13 protein-coding genes are annotated in these 15,086 nt (G+C 58.7%); 9 read left to right on the top strand and 4 right to left on the bottom strand.

What is annotated here, in order from left to right; genetic code table 11:
- Positions 1-2: 2 nt before the first annotated feature.
- The 4 genes from ACOBR2_RS13110 to ACOBR2_RS13095 form a co-directional block, all read right to left on the bottom strand.
- Complete coding sequence (locus ACOBR2_RS13110) at positions 3-2,156, bottom strand: VWA domain-containing protein (protein ID WP_420236562.1); 2,154 nt, start codon at positions 2,154-2,156, stop codon at positions 3-5.
- A 2-nt stretch (positions 2,157-2,158) separates the two neighbouring features.
- Positions 2,159-5,170: a carboxypeptidase regulatory-like domain-containing protein gene (locus ACOBR2_RS13105; protein ID WP_420236561.1), complete on the bottom strand. Its 3,012-nt coding sequence runs from the start codon at positions 5,168-5,170 to the stop codon at positions 2,159-2,161.
- A 67-nt stretch (positions 5,171-5,237) separates the two neighbouring features.
- Positions 5,238-6,131: a TIGR03435 family protein gene (locus ACOBR2_RS13100; RefSeq protein WP_420236560.1), complete on the bottom strand. Its 894-nt coding sequence runs from the start codon at positions 6,129-6,131 to the stop codon at positions 5,238-5,240.
- A 289-nt stretch (positions 6,132-6,420) separates the two neighbouring features.
- Positions 6,421-7,611, bottom strand: coding sequence for a TIGR03435 family protein (locus ACOBR2_RS13095; RefSeq protein WP_420236559.1), 1,191 nt, complete (start codon positions 7,609-7,611; stop codon positions 6,421-6,423).
- Between the two features lie 460 nt (positions 7,612-8,071).
- On the opposite strand from ACOBR2_RS13095, the gene ACOBR2_RS13090 reads away from it, so the two are divergent.
- The 9 genes from ACOBR2_RS13090 to ACOBR2_RS13050 all read left to right on the top strand — a co-directional run bounded on the left by ACOBR2_RS13090 (position 8,072) and on the right by ACOBR2_RS13050 (position 15,038).
- A complete protein-coding gene (locus tag ACOBR2_RS13090; RefSeq protein WP_420236558.1) occupies positions 8,072-9,709 on the top strand; it encodes an alpha-isopropylmalate synthase regulatory domain-containing protein in 1,638 nt (545 codons plus the stop codon).
- A 149-nt stretch (positions 9,710-9,858) separates the two neighbouring features.
- Positions 9,859-11,007 (top strand): trans-sulfuration enzyme family protein, encoded by a 1,149-nt coding sequence (locus ACOBR2_RS13085; RefSeq protein ID WP_420236557.1) that lies wholly within the window; start codon positions 9,859-9,861, stop codon positions 11,005-11,007.
- Positions 11,008-11,049: 42 nt separating this feature from the next.
- The gene (locus tag ACOBR2_RS13080; RefSeq protein ID WP_420236556.1) at positions 11,050-11,310 is read left to right on the top strand and encodes a hypothetical protein; all 261 of its coding nucleotides are present in this window, start codon (positions 11,050-11,052) and stop codon (positions 11,308-11,310) included.
- Entirely contained in the window at positions 11,303-11,671 is a 369-nt protein-coding gene (locus ACOBR2_RS13075) for a DUF2442 domain-containing protein (RefSeq protein ID WP_420236555.1), read from the top strand. The genes ACOBR2_RS13080 and ACOBR2_RS13075 overlap by 8 nt, the downstream gene beginning before the upstream one ends.
- Before the next feature lie 51 nt (positions 11,672-11,722).
- Positions 11,723-12,403: a tRNA (adenosine(37)-N6)-threonylcarbamoyltransferase complex dimerization subunit type 1 TsaB gene (tsaB, locus tag ACOBR2_RS13070; protein WP_420236554.1), complete on the top strand. Its 681-nt coding sequence runs from the start codon at positions 11,723-11,725 to the stop codon at positions 12,401-12,403.
- Positions 12,378-12,914 carry a GNAT family N-acetyltransferase gene (locus ACOBR2_RS13065; protein WP_420236553.1) on the top strand — a complete coding sequence of 179 codons (537 nt, stop codon included), beginning with the start codon at positions 12,378-12,380 and terminating at the stop codon, positions 12,912-12,914. The genes tsaB and ACOBR2_RS13065 overlap by 26 nt, the downstream gene beginning before the upstream one ends.
- A gap of 142 nt (positions 12,915-13,056) precedes the next feature.
- Positions 13,057-13,266: a hypothetical protein gene (locus ACOBR2_RS13060; RefSeq protein ID WP_420236552.1), complete on the top strand. Its 210-nt coding sequence runs from the start codon at positions 13,057-13,059 to the stop codon at positions 13,264-13,266.
- 231 nt (positions 13,267-13,497) lie between these two features.
- Complete coding sequence (locus ACOBR2_RS13055) at positions 13,498-14,127, top strand: phosphatidylserine decarboxylase family protein (protein ID WP_420236551.1); 630 nt, start codon at positions 13,498-13,500, stop codon at positions 14,125-14,127.
- On the top strand, positions 14,124-15,038 hold the full coding sequence (locus ACOBR2_RS13050; protein ID WP_420236550.1) for a CDP-alcohol phosphatidyltransferase family protein: 915 nt from the start codon (positions 14,124-14,126) through the stop codon (positions 15,036-15,038). Before ACOBR2_RS13055 ends, ACOBR2_RS13050 begins: the two co-directional genes overlap by 4 nt.
- Positions 15,039-15,086: the final 48 nt, after the last annotated feature.

Below are 15,086 nucleotides of genomic sequence, written 5' to 3'. Positions count from 1 at the left end.
TTCTATGGAACCAGTTCGATGGGTAATACCTGGAACGATGCTCGTCCATTGGCTGGGTCAAGCACGGTGAATTGGCACTGATACTCGCCCGGTTCAAGCGCATCGGCATTCAACGTCAGATGGAAGGGAATCATTCCCAGGCGATTTCCCGTTGTAGGCGTGGCCGCCACGGGCACGGTTTCAAGCTGCTTCTTTCCCTCTTGTGAGAGCGTGAGATAAGCAAGCATCGGTGGCGTCGTGGGTGTTGTACTTTCTGTGGTTGCCTTGCTAGCTACTGCTCTCGTGTAGGTTTGCGCAAATACGTAGATCGGCCTTCCCTTGTGAAAGACGCGCGTAACGCTGGGAATCAGCTTTTTGCCATCGAAGACCAGCGGATTGGCCGCCTCATCCTTGGCACGGTCCTTGGCCTTGAGCGCATCGTAGAGCACATCCTTCAGCTCCTTGCGCTCGCCGCCAATCACCACGGAACTGAGTGGAACGCGCTCGACCTCCTTGTTCAAGTTAGGAATGACAAAGCTGGTCTGATAGGTGCCAATGCGGCCGGTTTCGTCATCCCGTGCAAGGAATTTGATCGAGTAGCGGCCAGGCAGCAGCGTGAATCCAGAGTCGTATTCGATGGGGCGATGTGCAAGCTCGGCGGCGGTTGCATCGTTCAGTTTGATGTTGACGAAGTCGCGTACATTGGAGACAGTGGAGCCGCTCACTTCGTCTTTGATCTCACAGACGAAGTCGATGAGCGTGTGTTCAGCGCCAAAGCGCTTGGCTAGCGCCAACTCGCGACCAGGAATTTTAACCACAAAGGGAACATAATATTCCGCGCGATTGAGCTGGAAGTAGTCGATCTCCATTGAGATGGTCAGGTCCGTGATCGGGTCGCCCAGCATGAGCGCGTCTTCCAGTTGACGTTCCTTGTCCGCAACGTTGAACTTGCCAAACTCCTTGCCCGCGTAATACCCCTGCCGGTAGTTGAGCGATGTCTCCGTCGGCGTGTTGACGGCAATCTTTACCTTGCGGAAGCGCCCATTCTGCGCGGTGTTTGTGGTGTAGTAGCCCACAATGTAGTAATCGCTGATGGCCTGCTGCGCTTGCACAATGCCGCGGGTCAGATCGTTGTTATCAAGCAGCGCCTTGCCGCCGGTGTCTCCGGCAAGCGAGAAGAGCGTGTCCTGCGATTGCTGGAAGCGATCACTGGTAGCCTGCATGCCCGCGCCGTTGTACATGTTGGCGTTGCCTGCATTGCCTTGTGAGGCATCGCCCAGCGGGGCGCTGGCCACCAAACCGCGCGTATCCACTGGCCAAAAGGAGACGCCGGCGCGGATCGCTTCATCGACAGTGGCGTGTAACTGCGCGATGTTATCCACGCCGTTCAGGCGCAGGCCGCTGGCAAAGTAGATCAGCGACTTTTTCTCGCTCATTTGTGCCAGCATGTGCGCGGCGGTTTGCAGGGCGGAGAGCTGTCGGTCAGTATTGAAGATGTTGAACTCGCTGTCGTCCTGACCGAAGGCTGCGCCGGTATCGGCGCTTGACGCATCGTCGATGGAGTTGTTGTTGCCCTGACCTTCGCCAACCTCCATTGTTTCCAAAATGCTGAGCAGGCGATTGCGGTCAGCGGTGAAGTCCTGCAGAATATCGATTGCTCCGCCATTGAAGCGCATGATTGACACCAGATCGGCTGCCGTCATCTGGGTGCGTACAAACTTCATGGCCGCGCCGAGCGCGCGCGCCTGATCCTGCGGCATCATGGTGGTCATATCGAAGTAGAGCGCCAGCAGGCGATGATCCTTGTAGTGGCTGTTTTCCTTCGGCTCAGGCGCAAGTTGTGTGCGCGTGAGCTTGTTATAGATCGTGATGTCCTCTTCGTCTTTGCCGAGCGGAGGGATGGGCGTGGCCGTTGTGCTCAGATGCTGTAGCTCGAAAATCTTGACGGTTTGCGGCGTACCGTCCTCGGTGATGTTGAAATCTTTGGCCGTGAGCCCGCCAACGAAGTTGCCTTTCTTGTCCTTCACTTCAACGGTTTCAATCACCAGTTGCGTGTTCATGCTGAGTGTGGGCACGGTTATATCATTCGTGCGTACGTTGCTGCCCACCTGTTGCGCAAAGAAAGCTGGCGCGGCACTGAACAGAAATGCTAGAGAGATGGAGAGAGCTGTGCGCATGCTTAGAACCTCATCCTTCCCGTGATCTGCAGGCTGCGCATTGCGCTGGCGCTGGAGGGAAGGCCGAAGGTGGTGCTGTTGGCCTCAGCATTCCACGTGGTATAAGTTACATGATTTAGTAGATTGGTAGCGTCGGCGCGCACGTCCAGATTCCAGGTGCCGTGTACGCGAAAGGTACGGGACATTGCACCGTTGAGCGAGAACTGATCCGGCCCGGTGATGGAGTTTCTGCCTGCCGTGCCCCATGTGCCCGTGGTGGGCGCGGAGTAGGCTGCAGAGTTCAGATGATAGCCGCTGGCTGCGCGGTAAAGCGAAGCGCCGGTCAGGTTAGGCCGCAGACTGCCACTGAAGGCTGTGCCGGGAACCGTGGCCTCATAGATGGGCGTCTCCGGTAGTCCGCTGCCTACTTTTAGATTGCCGGTCAGGGTCCATTCCTTCAGAACGCGTCCGCTCCAACTGCTCATCAGTGTGCGTCCACCCATGCCCATGCCGCTGGTGTATTGCGCCTGCACGTTTACAAGCTGGCGCTGATCAAAGCTAGAAAGGCTGCGTTCGGCGCGTGGATTGCGCCAGTTCTGTGCGATGGCCAGCGACGAACTGCTGGAGGTGACGCTCGCACTCTGGTAGCCGGCTGCGCCCAGTTGCGCATCGTCGTCGATGGCCTTGGCAAAGGTGTAATCCACGCTTGCCGTAAAGCCCGAGCGCAGGCGACGGCGCAGTTGCAGCTGGCCTGCGTTGCGTGAAGAATTACCACCCGAGGTGCGGTAGACGTAGCCGGAAGTGCACGACGAGCAGGGGTTGGTCGCATTGAGCGGATAGCTATTGGGAAGAATCTCCTGCATGCCGTGCGTGCCCTTGGTGCCCATATAGCTGGCTGAAATTACCAGCGCCCAGGGCAGATCGCGTTGCGCGCTCAGGTTCCAGTTCTGCGCGTAGCCAACGTGCAGGTGCGGATCGAGTGCGAAGGTGTCAGTGGCTGCGGTACTGCAGGTGGTGGGGAATCCGCTGGCCAGTGTCAGGGCGCACGAAGATGAGTTGGTTACGCTCTCGCTGGTGGAAAGTGGAGCCTGCTGGCCCATCGATTCCGCTGCACCAAGATAAACCGAGGAGTCGTAGTAAATGCCGTAGCCAGAACGAATCACCAGTGTTGATGCGGGTATGGGACGCCATGAGAGGCCAATGCGCGGTTCAATGCCGCGCTTGTCGGGGCGCACAAGCGAGTTAGGGTAGCTTGCGCCAGTGGTGGATCCCTTGGGGCTGCTGGCCAGCACCGCAGTCGCCGTGCTGAAGTCGGAGGCCACGTCCAGATTCACCAAGCGATTTTTGAGCTCGGTGATAGGCGCGCCATAATCCCAGCGCAGACCGGCGTTGATCGTCAGATCGGGACGAATACGCCAGTCGTCGGTGAAGAAGAGGTCGTAGACCGACTGACGGAAATACTTGTCGGCGTTGCCGTAGGCAATGGCGCTGGTATCGGGAACGCCGAGGAGAAAGTCGGCGAGGTCGGAACCGGCGGAGGAGTTGCCGCCTGCAGTTGCTGTGCCGGTGAAGGTGAAGCTTCCGCGCGGATTCTGCTGGCTATATTCGTTGAACTCCTGACGGCGGAAGTCGCCACCAAAATTGAAGGTGTGGCGACGATGCATACTTGATGCGCTCACCGAAGTTACGCCAGTGCGGTTGCGGTTGAAGGCGCTCTCTGCATCGCTCAGGCTGTTGAAGCCGCTGGAAAAGGCAAGCGTGGGCGGACCCCAGTTGCTTGGGTCCTGATTATTGCCAGTGATGCCGGCAAGGAAAGAAATGTTTTCGCGCCCGTCAAACTCCGGCCGGACTTCCGTGCGCATGCGTGTGAAGTGATAGCCAAGCGTGACGAAGAGCTGATGGCGGTAGCGGTGCTGCCAGTTGGCGTTGGTATCCACGCCGAGCGCGTCCGTGGTGTCGGTAAAGTCGAAGAGGCTGGTGCTTTCGCTGCGTGTGCTCTTGAAGCCGAAGCCCCCGTACAGATGATCGCGACTGCCAAGGGAGCGATTCAAACGCGACTCCAGCGCATCGGTGTGCGTGGTGGAGAGCACGGCTGTCTGATAGTTGTAGCTGGAGTTGCCGGTCAGATTGGGCGCGGGGTAGAGCTTGAGCAACGCCGCGGCTTGTGTGCTGATGGGAATAGTGCCGGTGTACAAAATCCCGGTGGATGGATTGTAGATTTTGACCGGATTGCCAGAGGAATCGACAATGCTGCTCAGGTCGCCCAAGCGCTCATCCAGTGTGGGCACGCGTCCCGTAAGTGTGCTGGCCGTGTCGCTGCGGCCCCATTGATAGCCAACGTAGAAGTTGCCGAAGTTATGCGCGATGTGCGGAAAGCGCAGCGGCCCACCAACAGAGGCCACGAGTGTGGTCTGGTTGTAATTATCTTTGGGCGTGTTCAGGCCGGTTAGTGAATAGGGGCGTGCATTGAATGCGGAGTTGCCTTCGATGATGCCCACGCTGCCGTTGTACAGGCTCTTTGATCCGGCACGTCGATTGCCGAAGGCCGGTGCCAGCGAGTAGATGGACGTGGCTGCATTGTTCTGACTGCCGTTTACCAGATAGCCGTCCGCGGCTTTATCGGCAACTTCAGAAACTGGAGCCTGCGGTGCGGCTTCATCTGTTTTCTTCTTTTCCTTGGCGGGTAGGGCGAGCGCAACCATCTGCGGAGCCTGCTGCGCCTGCTCGGCGGTTTGTGAGCCTACCAGAGCCTCATTCAGTGGCAGCATGGCCAAGTCAAAGTGACCTTGCGGCGCATCGGTAGCGGCCTTTAACTCAGCATTGAGCGGCTTGAAGCCGTGCATCTCGATGCGCACCTTCCAAGTGCCCTCGGCCAGATCGGGAAACTCGTAGAGTCCCTGCTGATCGGTGAGTGTGCTCAGCGTTGTGCCGTCCTGCTTCAACGTAACCTGTGCGCCGGGCACGGGCTTGCCGCGATAAAACACCTGCCCATGTACTTCAACGGCCAGCGCCGCAGGCAATGTGGACGCGGCCAACAGAACAGCAACGAGAAGAGAGCGAAGTGTGTATTTTGTCTGCATCGTAATCTGGGTGTAGCGGGAATCAGTTCTCCGACGGCTTGTCGATGGAGTCAATCACCAGCACGTCCACGGGGCCTTTGCGTGCGCTCAGTTTCAGCCCCAGTTGTTCTTCCACGGCTGTAGGCATAGATGGTTTTTCGTCCGCAGCGTTTTTGGTATAGCTTGCATTGTTTGCGGTCAGTTCTTCGTCCGGTGTCCACTCCAGCGTAAAGTCGTATACGCCCTTCAGACCGGTTTGGTTCTGGACAAGCATATGCATGTTTTGCGCAAGAAACGTGGCCAATCTATCCATAGTGACGCGCTCGGCAGTGAGTGTAGTGTTTCGGGTGTTCATGCTGGAGCCGTCCTTGGCTGGTTGGCCGTCTTCCGCAGGCTTTGGCTCTGGTGATGGATGCAGCTTGGGGCCGTTTTTGCCTACTTCAAGCGCCAATACGGGCATCTGCTCGGTGGTCCAGTGGCTCTTGAGGTTCAGACGCTCAATAAGCAAGGCTTGCAGCATGTGCTGGCGGGCCTGCTTCCGCCCGTTACGGTCGAGCTTGGCAAGCTGTGCTCCCAGCGCTTCGTCCGGCTTGGCTTCAAGTACAAAACGGTCGGAAGCGATCCAGTCAGGTCCGCCATGAATGCGCGATTCGTCTATATTCCAGGCCATTGTTAGCAGAAGGCGCATAGTTACGCCTGAAGCCTTCAGATTGCCGTTGTCGTCGGAACTGATGTCGATGTCAGTGTGGCGAGGATCAGTATCCTTCATCTTGTGTATAGCAGCCACATCGAAGACAGCGGTTTGCGTGATGTTGCTGGCAGGCGCGGGAACCTGCGGTTGCTGCGCTGAAAGCCACGACGAAGTCCCCAGCATGAACAGGGCCGCGGACAGGCAGAGTGTGCAGGCATATGCAGTAGAGGGAAGTTTCAGAATCATCCGTTCTTCCTTTTTCGCTTCAGGCCAGATCTTCAACCACACTCGATCAGGTGAAACAGGAAAATAAGACCGAGTATATAAATGCCGGGAGGGATTGCCGGTTGGACGCGGCCGCTCCGCCGTAGTCAACCGCCCTTTCTCAAACAGACGAAAATTTGCGATAAACGCTCGAAGAACGCGCAGATACAACGCTGCGGACATAAGGTCTTTGATCGCTGAAATTGTAGTTCCCAGATATCAGAATCGAGACCTGGGAACCAGATTTTGTAAGCGATGAAAGAGTTAGGAATTAGTTATCCGATGGCTTTTCCAGCTTGTCGATAGCCAGCACCTTGACCTGCGTTTTGGCGGCGTCGAGCTTCAGGCCAATCTGCTCCTGAATGGCGGTAAACAGAGGCGGAGGCGCATCGGCTGCATCGCTGGGCGGGGGCACTTTCACGCCCATGCTGGCGAATTGCGAATCGTCGGGCGTCCATGTGAGCAGGAAGTTCCAGCGACCTTCCAGTCCGGTGTGATCGACCACCGGGCGATCCAGCACGGCGGACTGCATCAGTTCGGCAAAGTCCTGCAGGTCGGCGTTGGTCACGGTCAGACGGCCGAGTTTGGTAAAGAACAGGGCGGGCAGCGAGTTGGCGTCACCCTCGCTCTTGGTCATCTTCTGGCCGTTTTTGCCCACGGTGATCACATACGCCGAAAGCTCGCGCTGATCTTCGTGGAACTTCAACTGAAAGCGCTCGGCCAGCAGCTTGCGGAACATGGATTGCAACTGTTTGGTGCTGGGTGTGCCGGGTTGGTCGGGCTTGCCATCAATGTCGAACTTGCTACTCTCCAGCCAGGCCGGGCCGCCGGTGATCTGCTTGGTATGCACGCCGTAGGCGAAGGCGATGAGGTCGCTGACCGTGGTGTTGAAGGTGGAAACTTTTCCGCCTCGCACCAGAAAGGCCTTGCCCGGCTTGTCTGGTGCGCTGGGCTTGATGGTGGCCACTTCAAAGCCAGGATCGAGCTTGGGGTCCATCTGCGGCAGCTTTTTGGGTGGTTCAGGAATGGTCCATGCCGTGGCCTGCGTGGCGCGCTCTAATAGCAGCGGCAGCGAGTTGTCGCCCTGTTTCCATGTGCCGTTGATTGACTTGCCGTCGCCCGCCATCTTGCCCTCGTAGCTGCCATCGATCATGGGTAGTTCGATGTGCAGTGTGCCGTCCACGAAGGTGGTTTTTGAGGCCGTCAGCGAGTTTCCTCCCTGATCGATAGCGTAGAAGGTGGTTTTCAACATACCGTCGGCGGCTTTTTCTATTTTTACCACGACGCGCAGGTCCTTGTTGGCCTGGGCGATGTGCAGCGTGCCCTGCCAGGCGTCGGCAATGGCATGCAGGTCGGGGGCAGCTTGTGCGCGGGCGATGCGCGCGCTAGGCAGGCCCATCCAAAGGAGAGGAACAAGAACAGCCGAGGCCAGTAACTGGCGCAGGCGAGAACAGAGGGTCATGTGCAGCGTCCTTTCTGGACGCCCGGAACTGCTGTGGCATGGTCCGGGCATGTTGCAAGGAATCAGTGACCGTAAAGACAGGTTGAACGATACAGGTTGAATTACGCTAAGAGTTGAAAATTTGTTCCATCCTACGCCTTCAAGCTCGTTTTCGCCCTAATTTCCTGCCTGCCAACGATTTTCTCAATTTTCTACCGGAGCTTCTCTTTTCGTCTCCGGCCGGTTGCTGGTAGGCAACGGGAAGCGCTCAAGATATGATGATCATCAAAGGTTTTTGCAGTATGTAAGCAGTGGGCAGCCGGCTCAGGTCACGCACTGCACTGCATCCGAGGCCAGGCCTCCGATGTATTCCGGCGCATCAGCCATCAGGGCAGAACGCCGCATTCTTCAAGTCTGCAACGGATTTCCGATCAATCTGCGGAAGCGCGTTTTGCAGCGAAAAAATCGACGGCGGAAGACGATGACTGAAAGTGCTTTAAGAACTGTGGAGTTGTTTGACACCAGTCTGCGCGACGGGATGCAGCAGCCCAACCTTGAAATCTCAGTACCGAACGCGGTGCTTTTGCTCAAGCGCATGGCCGCCTTTGGTGTCAGCTATGCAGAGATCGGTTTTGCCGGTGCCCACCAGTTTGTGGGCGATCTGGCTACCGCACTGGCCAGTGCGGACACCGGCGCAATGAAGCTGGCGTTGTTTGGTCGCACGCGGGGCCGTGGGACGCGCGTGGATGAGTGGCCCGATGTGCGCTTTATGCTTGAGCATTGCAAGCGCATTCCGGTAGCCGTTATCGTCGTCAAGTCGCGCCTGCTGGATATTGAGCGTTCGCTTGAAACCACTGTCGACGAAAATCTGCGCATGACCACCGAGACCATTGCCTGCCTGCGGGATCATGGTCTGGAGGTGATCGTTGACTTGGAGCACGCCATGGACGCGGCCTGCGGGCGACGGGAGAATGGCACGCTCTGTGAAGAGAGCTTCCGTCAGCGCACGCAGGAGTACTTCCATCGCATTGTGGACTGTTGCGTGGATCAGTACGCCAGCCGCGTCGTAGTGTGCGATACCAATGGAGGAGCCAGTCCGGAAGAGGTGACGCAACTTTTTTCGCAATTGACCATTGCGCATCCAGAGGCGAAGTTTGGTTTTCATGGCCATACGGATCGCGGTCTGGGCGTGGCCAACACGCGCGCGGCCGTGCTGGCCGGAGTGGCGCAGGTGCAGGGCACGCTGCTGGGCACCGGCGAGCGCTGTGGCAATGTGAATCTGACCACGGTGGTGGGCGGCATGCAGTTGCGCAATGAGGCGCAGTTTGTGTCGGCGGCTTCGCTTGCCGGACTCACTGCGCTGGCGCAGTCCGCGTATGCGGCCTTTGGTCTGGAGCCGCTGCACGGCACGCCCATCGTCGGCCCCGGAGCCTTTGGCACATGGGCTGGCATGCACGGATCCAGTGAGCGCAAGAACCCCGGTGCGTATCTGTGGTGCGATCCGGCGGCCGTGGGCGCAGTGCCGGTAATTGGCGTGAATGCGCAGTCGGGCCGGGCCAATGTGGTCATGCTCAGCGAGCAGTTGGGTGTGGCGCTCAGCAGCGCCCAGGCGCAGACGCTGATCGACCAGAACCACGCGATGATCGAGGGCGGAGCCTTTACCTCCAGTGAGGTTTCCTTTCGCCTGGCGGCTATGCGTGTGCTCGGCACGCTCGAAGATCGCTTTGCAGTAAAGAGCTGGCGCGTGCTCGACGAGTCCGATGAGACCGGCGACCGCTACGTGCAGGCTTCGGTGTTGCTGTCCATTGATGGCAACGCCGTGGTGACCACGCGCGCTGAGGGCACGGGTCCGGTGGACGCGCTCACCCGCGCTCTGCGTCAGGAACTGGTGAAGTGGTACCCCGAGGTGGCGCGCATGCGTCTGGGAACCTTCACCGTGAAGGCCATCGACGTTTCGGCGCAGGATACAGCCGCGCATGTGCGGGTCACGGTCAGCTTCCAGGCCGATGGCCACCAGCCGTGGGTGACGGCCGGCGTCAGTGGCGATCTGAATCAGGCCGCTATGAACGCCATCCTCGACGGCTTCCAGTACTGGTTTCTGATCAGCAAGGAACGTTGATTTTTGCAGAATGGACTGCGGAAATCATCGTGGTCCATCGCCTGTCCGCACTTCCCAAGCGTCGATAAAGTTTTTTCATGGTCCGGACCGCGCTGGGCGTGTCTCGTTTGGCCGCGATAAGCTAATAAGAGGAGATCGGTAAACCAACAATGTCCTCGTACAAGTACTCGACCCTTGCCATCCACGCCGGGCAGCACCCGGATCCGCTGACGGGCGCCGTGAACGTGCCTGTTTACCTGAGTTCGACCTTTGAGCTGACCGGCATCGGCACTGACCGCGGCTGGGATTACTCACGCGCCGGCAATCCGACCCGCGACCGCCTGGAGACGGCTTTGGCCGCGCTCGAAGGCGGCGTGAGTGCCCACGCCTTTACCACTGGCATGGCCGCGCTTTCCGCGCTCTTTGCCATGCTCAAGGCTGGCGATCATCTGCTCTGCTCGAAGGATGTGTATGCGGGCACCGTGCGCCTGCTCGATCAGATCGTTTCCGGCTACGGCATTGAGATTGAGTACGTGGACACCAGCAATCTGGCGGCCGTGGAAGCAGCCTTCAAGCCGAATACCAAGCACATCCACATTGAGACGCCCAGCAATCCGCTGATGGTGCTCACCGACATTGCCGCCGTGGTGAAGATCGCGCACGCCCATGGTGCTGAAGTCAGCGTGGACAACACCTTCCTGTCGCCCGTGCTGCAGAGCCCGCTGGCGCTGGGTGCTGACATTGTGATGCACTCCACCACCAAGTACCTGAACGGCCACTCCGACGGCCTGGGGGGCGTGCTCATCGGCTCCAAGCCTGAGCACAAGGAGCGCTTCCTGCTGGTACAGAAGGCGGCCGGTGCTGTCATGTCTCCCTTTGAGTGCTTCCTGGTGCTACGTGGCATCAAGACGCTGCCCTTGCGCGTGCGTCAGCACGAAGAGAATGGGCGCGCCATCGCTGAATACCTGCTCACGCATCCCAAGGTTTCCAAGCTCGCCTACCCTGGTCTGAAGACGCATCCGCAGTACGATCTGGCCTGCCGTCAGCAGAAGGGCTTTGGCTCCATGATGAGCTTTGAGCTGAAGAATCGTGAAGAGGCTGCCCGCTTCCTGGCCGCGTTGAAGATCTTCCTGAATGCCGAATCGCTAGGCGGCGTTGAATCGCTGGCTTCGCACTCGGCCACCACCACACATGCTTCGGTGAGCGCTGAAACCCGCGCCCACATGGGCATTAACGAAGGCCGCATCCGGCTTTCGGTGGGCATTGAAGACAAGGAAGACCTGATCGACGACCTCGAACAGGCTCTGGCGGCGGTATAAATCCAGCTCCCGGTCCAAGTGGATCGGGAGTATGCTTGGGGCGTGGGCTCGCTCCGGTTCGAAGGCGTTCGCTTCATCGCATACCCTGAGGACCACGAGCCCTGCCACCTGCATGGTTTCTATGCGGAGATCGAAGTGATCATCGAACTCCGCGGGGAGCCTGTCTGGGAGGCGGCATTGAGTTGGCGTGCCAAGGCAATATGCCCGCCCTCGGCTAAACGTGCCGATGTGCAGTATGTGCTTCGTGTGGCAGCCGAAAATGCTGAAGTTCTGATCAAACTTTGGGAAGAAGCTCATGCCTGAAACTGCAAGGGTTGTGACCACCGACGAAGAGATTGATGCTGCGCTGCGGCAGGCCATCGCTTGCCAGAAGTATGAACGGCGCGTGCGACAGGCTGCGTATCTTGCCCGGACGGATCGCATTCAAATCAAACTGGACAATGGGGTGAGCCACAGCATTCCGCGCCGCTTATTGCAGGGACTTGCGCAGGCTGCGCCGGAGAGTGTGGGCCGGATAGAGATTCTGGGCTCTGGTACGGGTTTGTACTGGCCCGACCTTGATGTGGCGCACGAACTGGATGGCCTGCTGGCTGGGATTTATGGTTCGGCCGGATGGATGGAAAAGCTCCGAATCCCTGAGGGGACGAAGCGGCTGTCCGCTTGAAATAGATTTTTGCCCGTTCTGTATCGCTCCCTGGAAAGAAAAGTCTTTCAAATGTCTGAAGAAATCGTGAAGAAATCTACGCTACTACTGCTGGCAATCGACACCTGCGGCCCGACCGGCTCGGTGGCTCTGGCGCGGCTTAACGGAGAAATCCTTGAGCTGCTCGGAGAAACCGAGCTTGAAGGGCGCAGTTTCACCACGACCCTGATTGCGGGAATAGAAAACTTGCTGCAGAAGGTTGGCGCAACGCCTGCTGCTCTGGGCGCATGCGTTGCGGTCTGTGGGCCGGGCAGCTTTACTGGTGTACGTATTGGCCTCAGCACGGCCATGGGGCTGAGCGAAGGGCTGCGGAAGCCTTTGGCTACGGTCACGCGGCTGGAGGTGCTGGCCGCCAAGGCTGGTGCGCTTTCGGCGGCGCTCGATGCGCATCGCAGCGAAGTTTTTCTGCGGATCTGCCAGAAAGGCGGCGAAGCGGAGGAACTGCTGGCCGGAGCCGAAGAACTGGCCGCTCGCGTGGTTCCTGAGCGCATTGCCATCTGCGACGAAAGCGCGGCGCAGTTGCTCTCCGCCGAGTGGCCCAACGCCGAACTGGTACGTGTGGCTCCGCCGACCGCAACTGACGCGCTTCGCGTAGCGCTGCCCAAGGTGCTCCGCGCGGAGTTTGCCGACGTAGCTCTGCTTGATGGCCACTATCTGCGTCGCTCCGATGCCGAGATCTTCGGCTCCGCGTAATCGCATGACCAGCCCCTCCAATCCGATCCCCTCCAATCCGGTAACGCTCCGTCCTATGCAAGCTGCCGATCTGGAGGCCGTTCTGGCTCTAGCCGCCGCACTCCAGGAAGCCCCGCACTGGCCGCGTGCGGCCTATCAGGACGCGCTCAACCCCGCCGCTGCAGTTCAGCGTGTGGCGCTGGTGGCCGAGGCCGGCGGTGAGCTTCTCGGCTTCGTGGTGGCGAGCCTTCTGGCCCCCGAGGCTGAACTGGAGAGCATTGCCGTAGCCAGGGGCGCGCAGCGCCGCGGCGTAGGACGGATTCTGCTGGCAGAATTATGCTGCAAAATTGGACAATTTGACGTTCTGGAACTCCGTCTGGAGGTCCGCGCGGGAAATCTGCAAGCCATTGCTTTCTATCAGGCTACGGGGTGGACGGCGTGCGGTCGCCGTCCACGCTATTACGTTGATCCTGTGGAGGATGCGCTGCTGCTTTTGCTGACCCTTCCGAAGCCATCCCTTTCCCAAAGCTGAATCTTTCTGTGATTTTCATCACGCATGCTTGTGGTGGGCAAATATTTTTTCAGCTTTAGAGTACTTTGGCTCTTTTTCGCGCTTGCCCGCCGACCGCGAATCGAGCTATACGTTAATGTTCCATGAACACAGGAGGTGCTTGATGGACGAAATCAAGGATTCCACGCTGAGCGCAGAGATCGATCGCCTGTACACCGAACACCACCTCTACGCTCGGCGGCTGGAGGAGCTTCTTCTGAAGCCCTATCTGAACGCGGAAGAGCAGATTGAAGAAGTACGTCTGAAGAAGTTGAAGCTGCATACCAAGGATCTGATTAGCGACCTGGAACGCCGCGCCGAGGTAATGGTTTAAAGCGGAACCTGAGTGGCCTGCGCAAAAGCGACCAGGATGCTGGTTTCTCTTCAGGCGCTTCCACGAAGGTTTTCCTGGATTTCTGATGCCGCAACGGGGACCAGCAGTCCTGCTGCTGGTTCCGCTGCGGGAAGTTGCGGCCCGCAGGGAAGGTCTCTTCAAGGACGGAATTTTGTCTGCATCAATTGGTGTGCTTCAGATGCAGGCAGGAACCGTATAATCGTTAGGACAATGGTTCGTGACGGTTACTATTACGGTGTCGGCTTCCTGGCAGTGGCGGTTGTGGCCGCTCTGCTGACCGGCTGCTGGGCTTGGGCGATTCTGCCTGTGCTTCTGGCTGCCTTTTTCCTGTGGTTCTTCCGCGACCCAGAGCGCACTGCTCCCACTGCAGCGGGCCTGATCGTCTCGCCGGCGGACGGCACGGTGACTGAAACCGTGCGCATCCAGACTGCCGAGGGGGAACGCCAGCGCATCAGTATCTTTCTGAGCGTCTTCAATGTGCACGTGAACCGCGCCCCGATTGCCGGCGTGCTTAGCCGTGTGCAGTACAAAAAAGGCAAGTATCTGAACGCCATGAATCCGGCCTCGGCCGAAGAGAACGAGCAGACCATCGTGACGATTGCCGGCGATGGCATGCAGGTGACCTTCAAGCTGATTGCCGGTCTGCTGGCTCGCCGCATTGTCTTCCACCTGAAGGAAGGCGACCGTGTGGAGCGCGGACAGCGTGTGGCGCTCATCAAGTTCGGTTCGCGCGCGGATGTGATTCTGCCCTCCGAGGCCGCCGTGCAGGTCAAGGTTGGCGACAAGGTCAAGGGTGCGGTGACGGTGTTGGCACTCCTGCCAGGCGGAGAGACAAAGTGAATCTGAATGGAGCAGGCCGCGCTCTGAGCGAGGCAAGGGCCGCGCATCGGGAGCGTATTCACCGCGGTATGTACGTGTTGCCGTCGTTGTTTACGGCTTGCAGCATTGGTGCCGGATATTACTCAATTATTGAAACCATCAAGGCCATTGGCGACGCCAGTTCGGCGGCCGTTCATCTGGACTGGGCGGCCATGGCCATCCTGTTCGCCATTCCTTTTGACGCACTTGATGGCCGCATCGCCCGCATGACCAACACGGTCAGCGAGTTTGGCCGCGAACTGGATTCGCTGGCCGACGCCATCACCTTTGGTGTTGCGCCCAGTCTGCTGGCCTTGATCTGGGGCTTCCATTTTCTGCCCACAGATATGAACGCGCAGTTGCGCCTGAACCTGATGCACGCCGGAGCCTTCATCTGCTTCCTGTATCTGGTGGCAGGCGTTTCGCGTTTGGCGCGCTTTAATATCAGCAAGGATCCCAAGCCCCGCAATCCCGGTCGTCCGGGCCGCAAGTACTTTGTGGGCATGCCGATTCCTGCCGCAGCTGGCCTGCTGGCTTCTACCGTGCATCTGTGCTGGGGCTATCCTGTCACCTACCAGTGGATTGCTCCAATCTGGCTGGTGACGGTCGGCATGGCTGGTTTCCTGATGGTCAGCACCTGGCGCTTCTGGTCGGGCAAGGAGCTGAACTTCTCCAGCCGCCAGCCCTTTCAGGTACTGCTGATCGTCTTGATCGTGGTGATTCTGGTGGGCTACTACTCGCGCGGCGCGCTGTTTATCATTTCGCTGTTGTACATGTTCTCCGGCATCTGGGCGCGTGCGGCCTACTCCTGGTCGCGCCGCCGACGCCAGGATGCAGAAAAACTAGCCGATTCCACCGCAACCGTCGAGCATACGCCGGTGATTCACGAATAGTAGCCGCGACTGACCGGCCTGCAGCCGGCGGCGGTGGCCATGCAACAA

This window comes from Telmatobacter bradus, assembly GCF_048629425.1.
Classification (GTDB): domain Bacteria; phylum Acidobacteriota; class Terriglobia; order Terriglobales; family Acidobacteriaceae; genus Telmatobacter; species Telmatobacter bradus.
The sequence above is the reverse complement of the archived record's forward strand: the minus strand, read 5'-3'. Positions and strand labels throughout refer to the sequence as shown.

Bases quoted from the DNA above. Each gene is read 5' to 3' on its own strand.
- ACOBR2_RS13095 (WP_420236559.1), bottom strand. From the start codon at position 7,611: ATGACCCTCTGTTCTCGCCTGCGCCAGTTACTGGCCTCGGCTGTTCTT.
- ACOBR2_RS13055 (WP_420236551.1), top strand. From the start codon at position 13,498: ATGGTTCGTGACGGTTACTATTACGGTGTCGGCTTCCTGGCAGTGGCG.
- ACOBR2_RS13100 (WP_420236560.1), bottom strand. From the start codon at position 6,131: ATGATTCTGAAACTTCCCTCTACTGCATATGCCTGCACACTCTGCCTG.
- tsaB (WP_420236554.1), top strand. From the start codon at position 11,723: ATGTCTGAAGAAATCGTGAAGAAATCTACGCTACTACTGCTGGCAATC.
- ACOBR2_RS13085 (WP_420236557.1), top strand. From the start codon at position 9,859: ATGTCCTCGTACAAGTACTCGACCCTTGCCATCCACGCCGGGCAGCAC.
- ACOBR2_RS13090 (WP_420236558.1), top strand. From the start codon at position 8,072: ATGACTGAAAGTGCTTTAAGAACTGTGGAGTTGTTTGACACCAGTCTG.
- ACOBR2_RS13060 (WP_420236552.1), top strand. From the start codon at position 13,057: ATGGACGAAATCAAGGATTCCACGCTGAGCGCAGAGATCGATCGCCTG.
- ACOBR2_RS13065 (WP_420236553.1), top strand. From the start codon at position 12,378: ATGCCGAGATCTTCGGCTCCGCGTAATCGCATGACCAGCCCCTCCAAT.
- ACOBR2_RS13110 (WP_420236562.1), bottom strand. From the start codon at position 2,156: ATGCGCACAGCTCTCTCCATCTCTCTAGCATTTCTGTTCAGTGCCGCG.
- ACOBR2_RS13075 (WP_420236555.1), top strand. From the start codon at position 11,303: ATGCCTGAAACTGCAAGGGTTGTGACCACCGACGAAGAGATTGATGCT.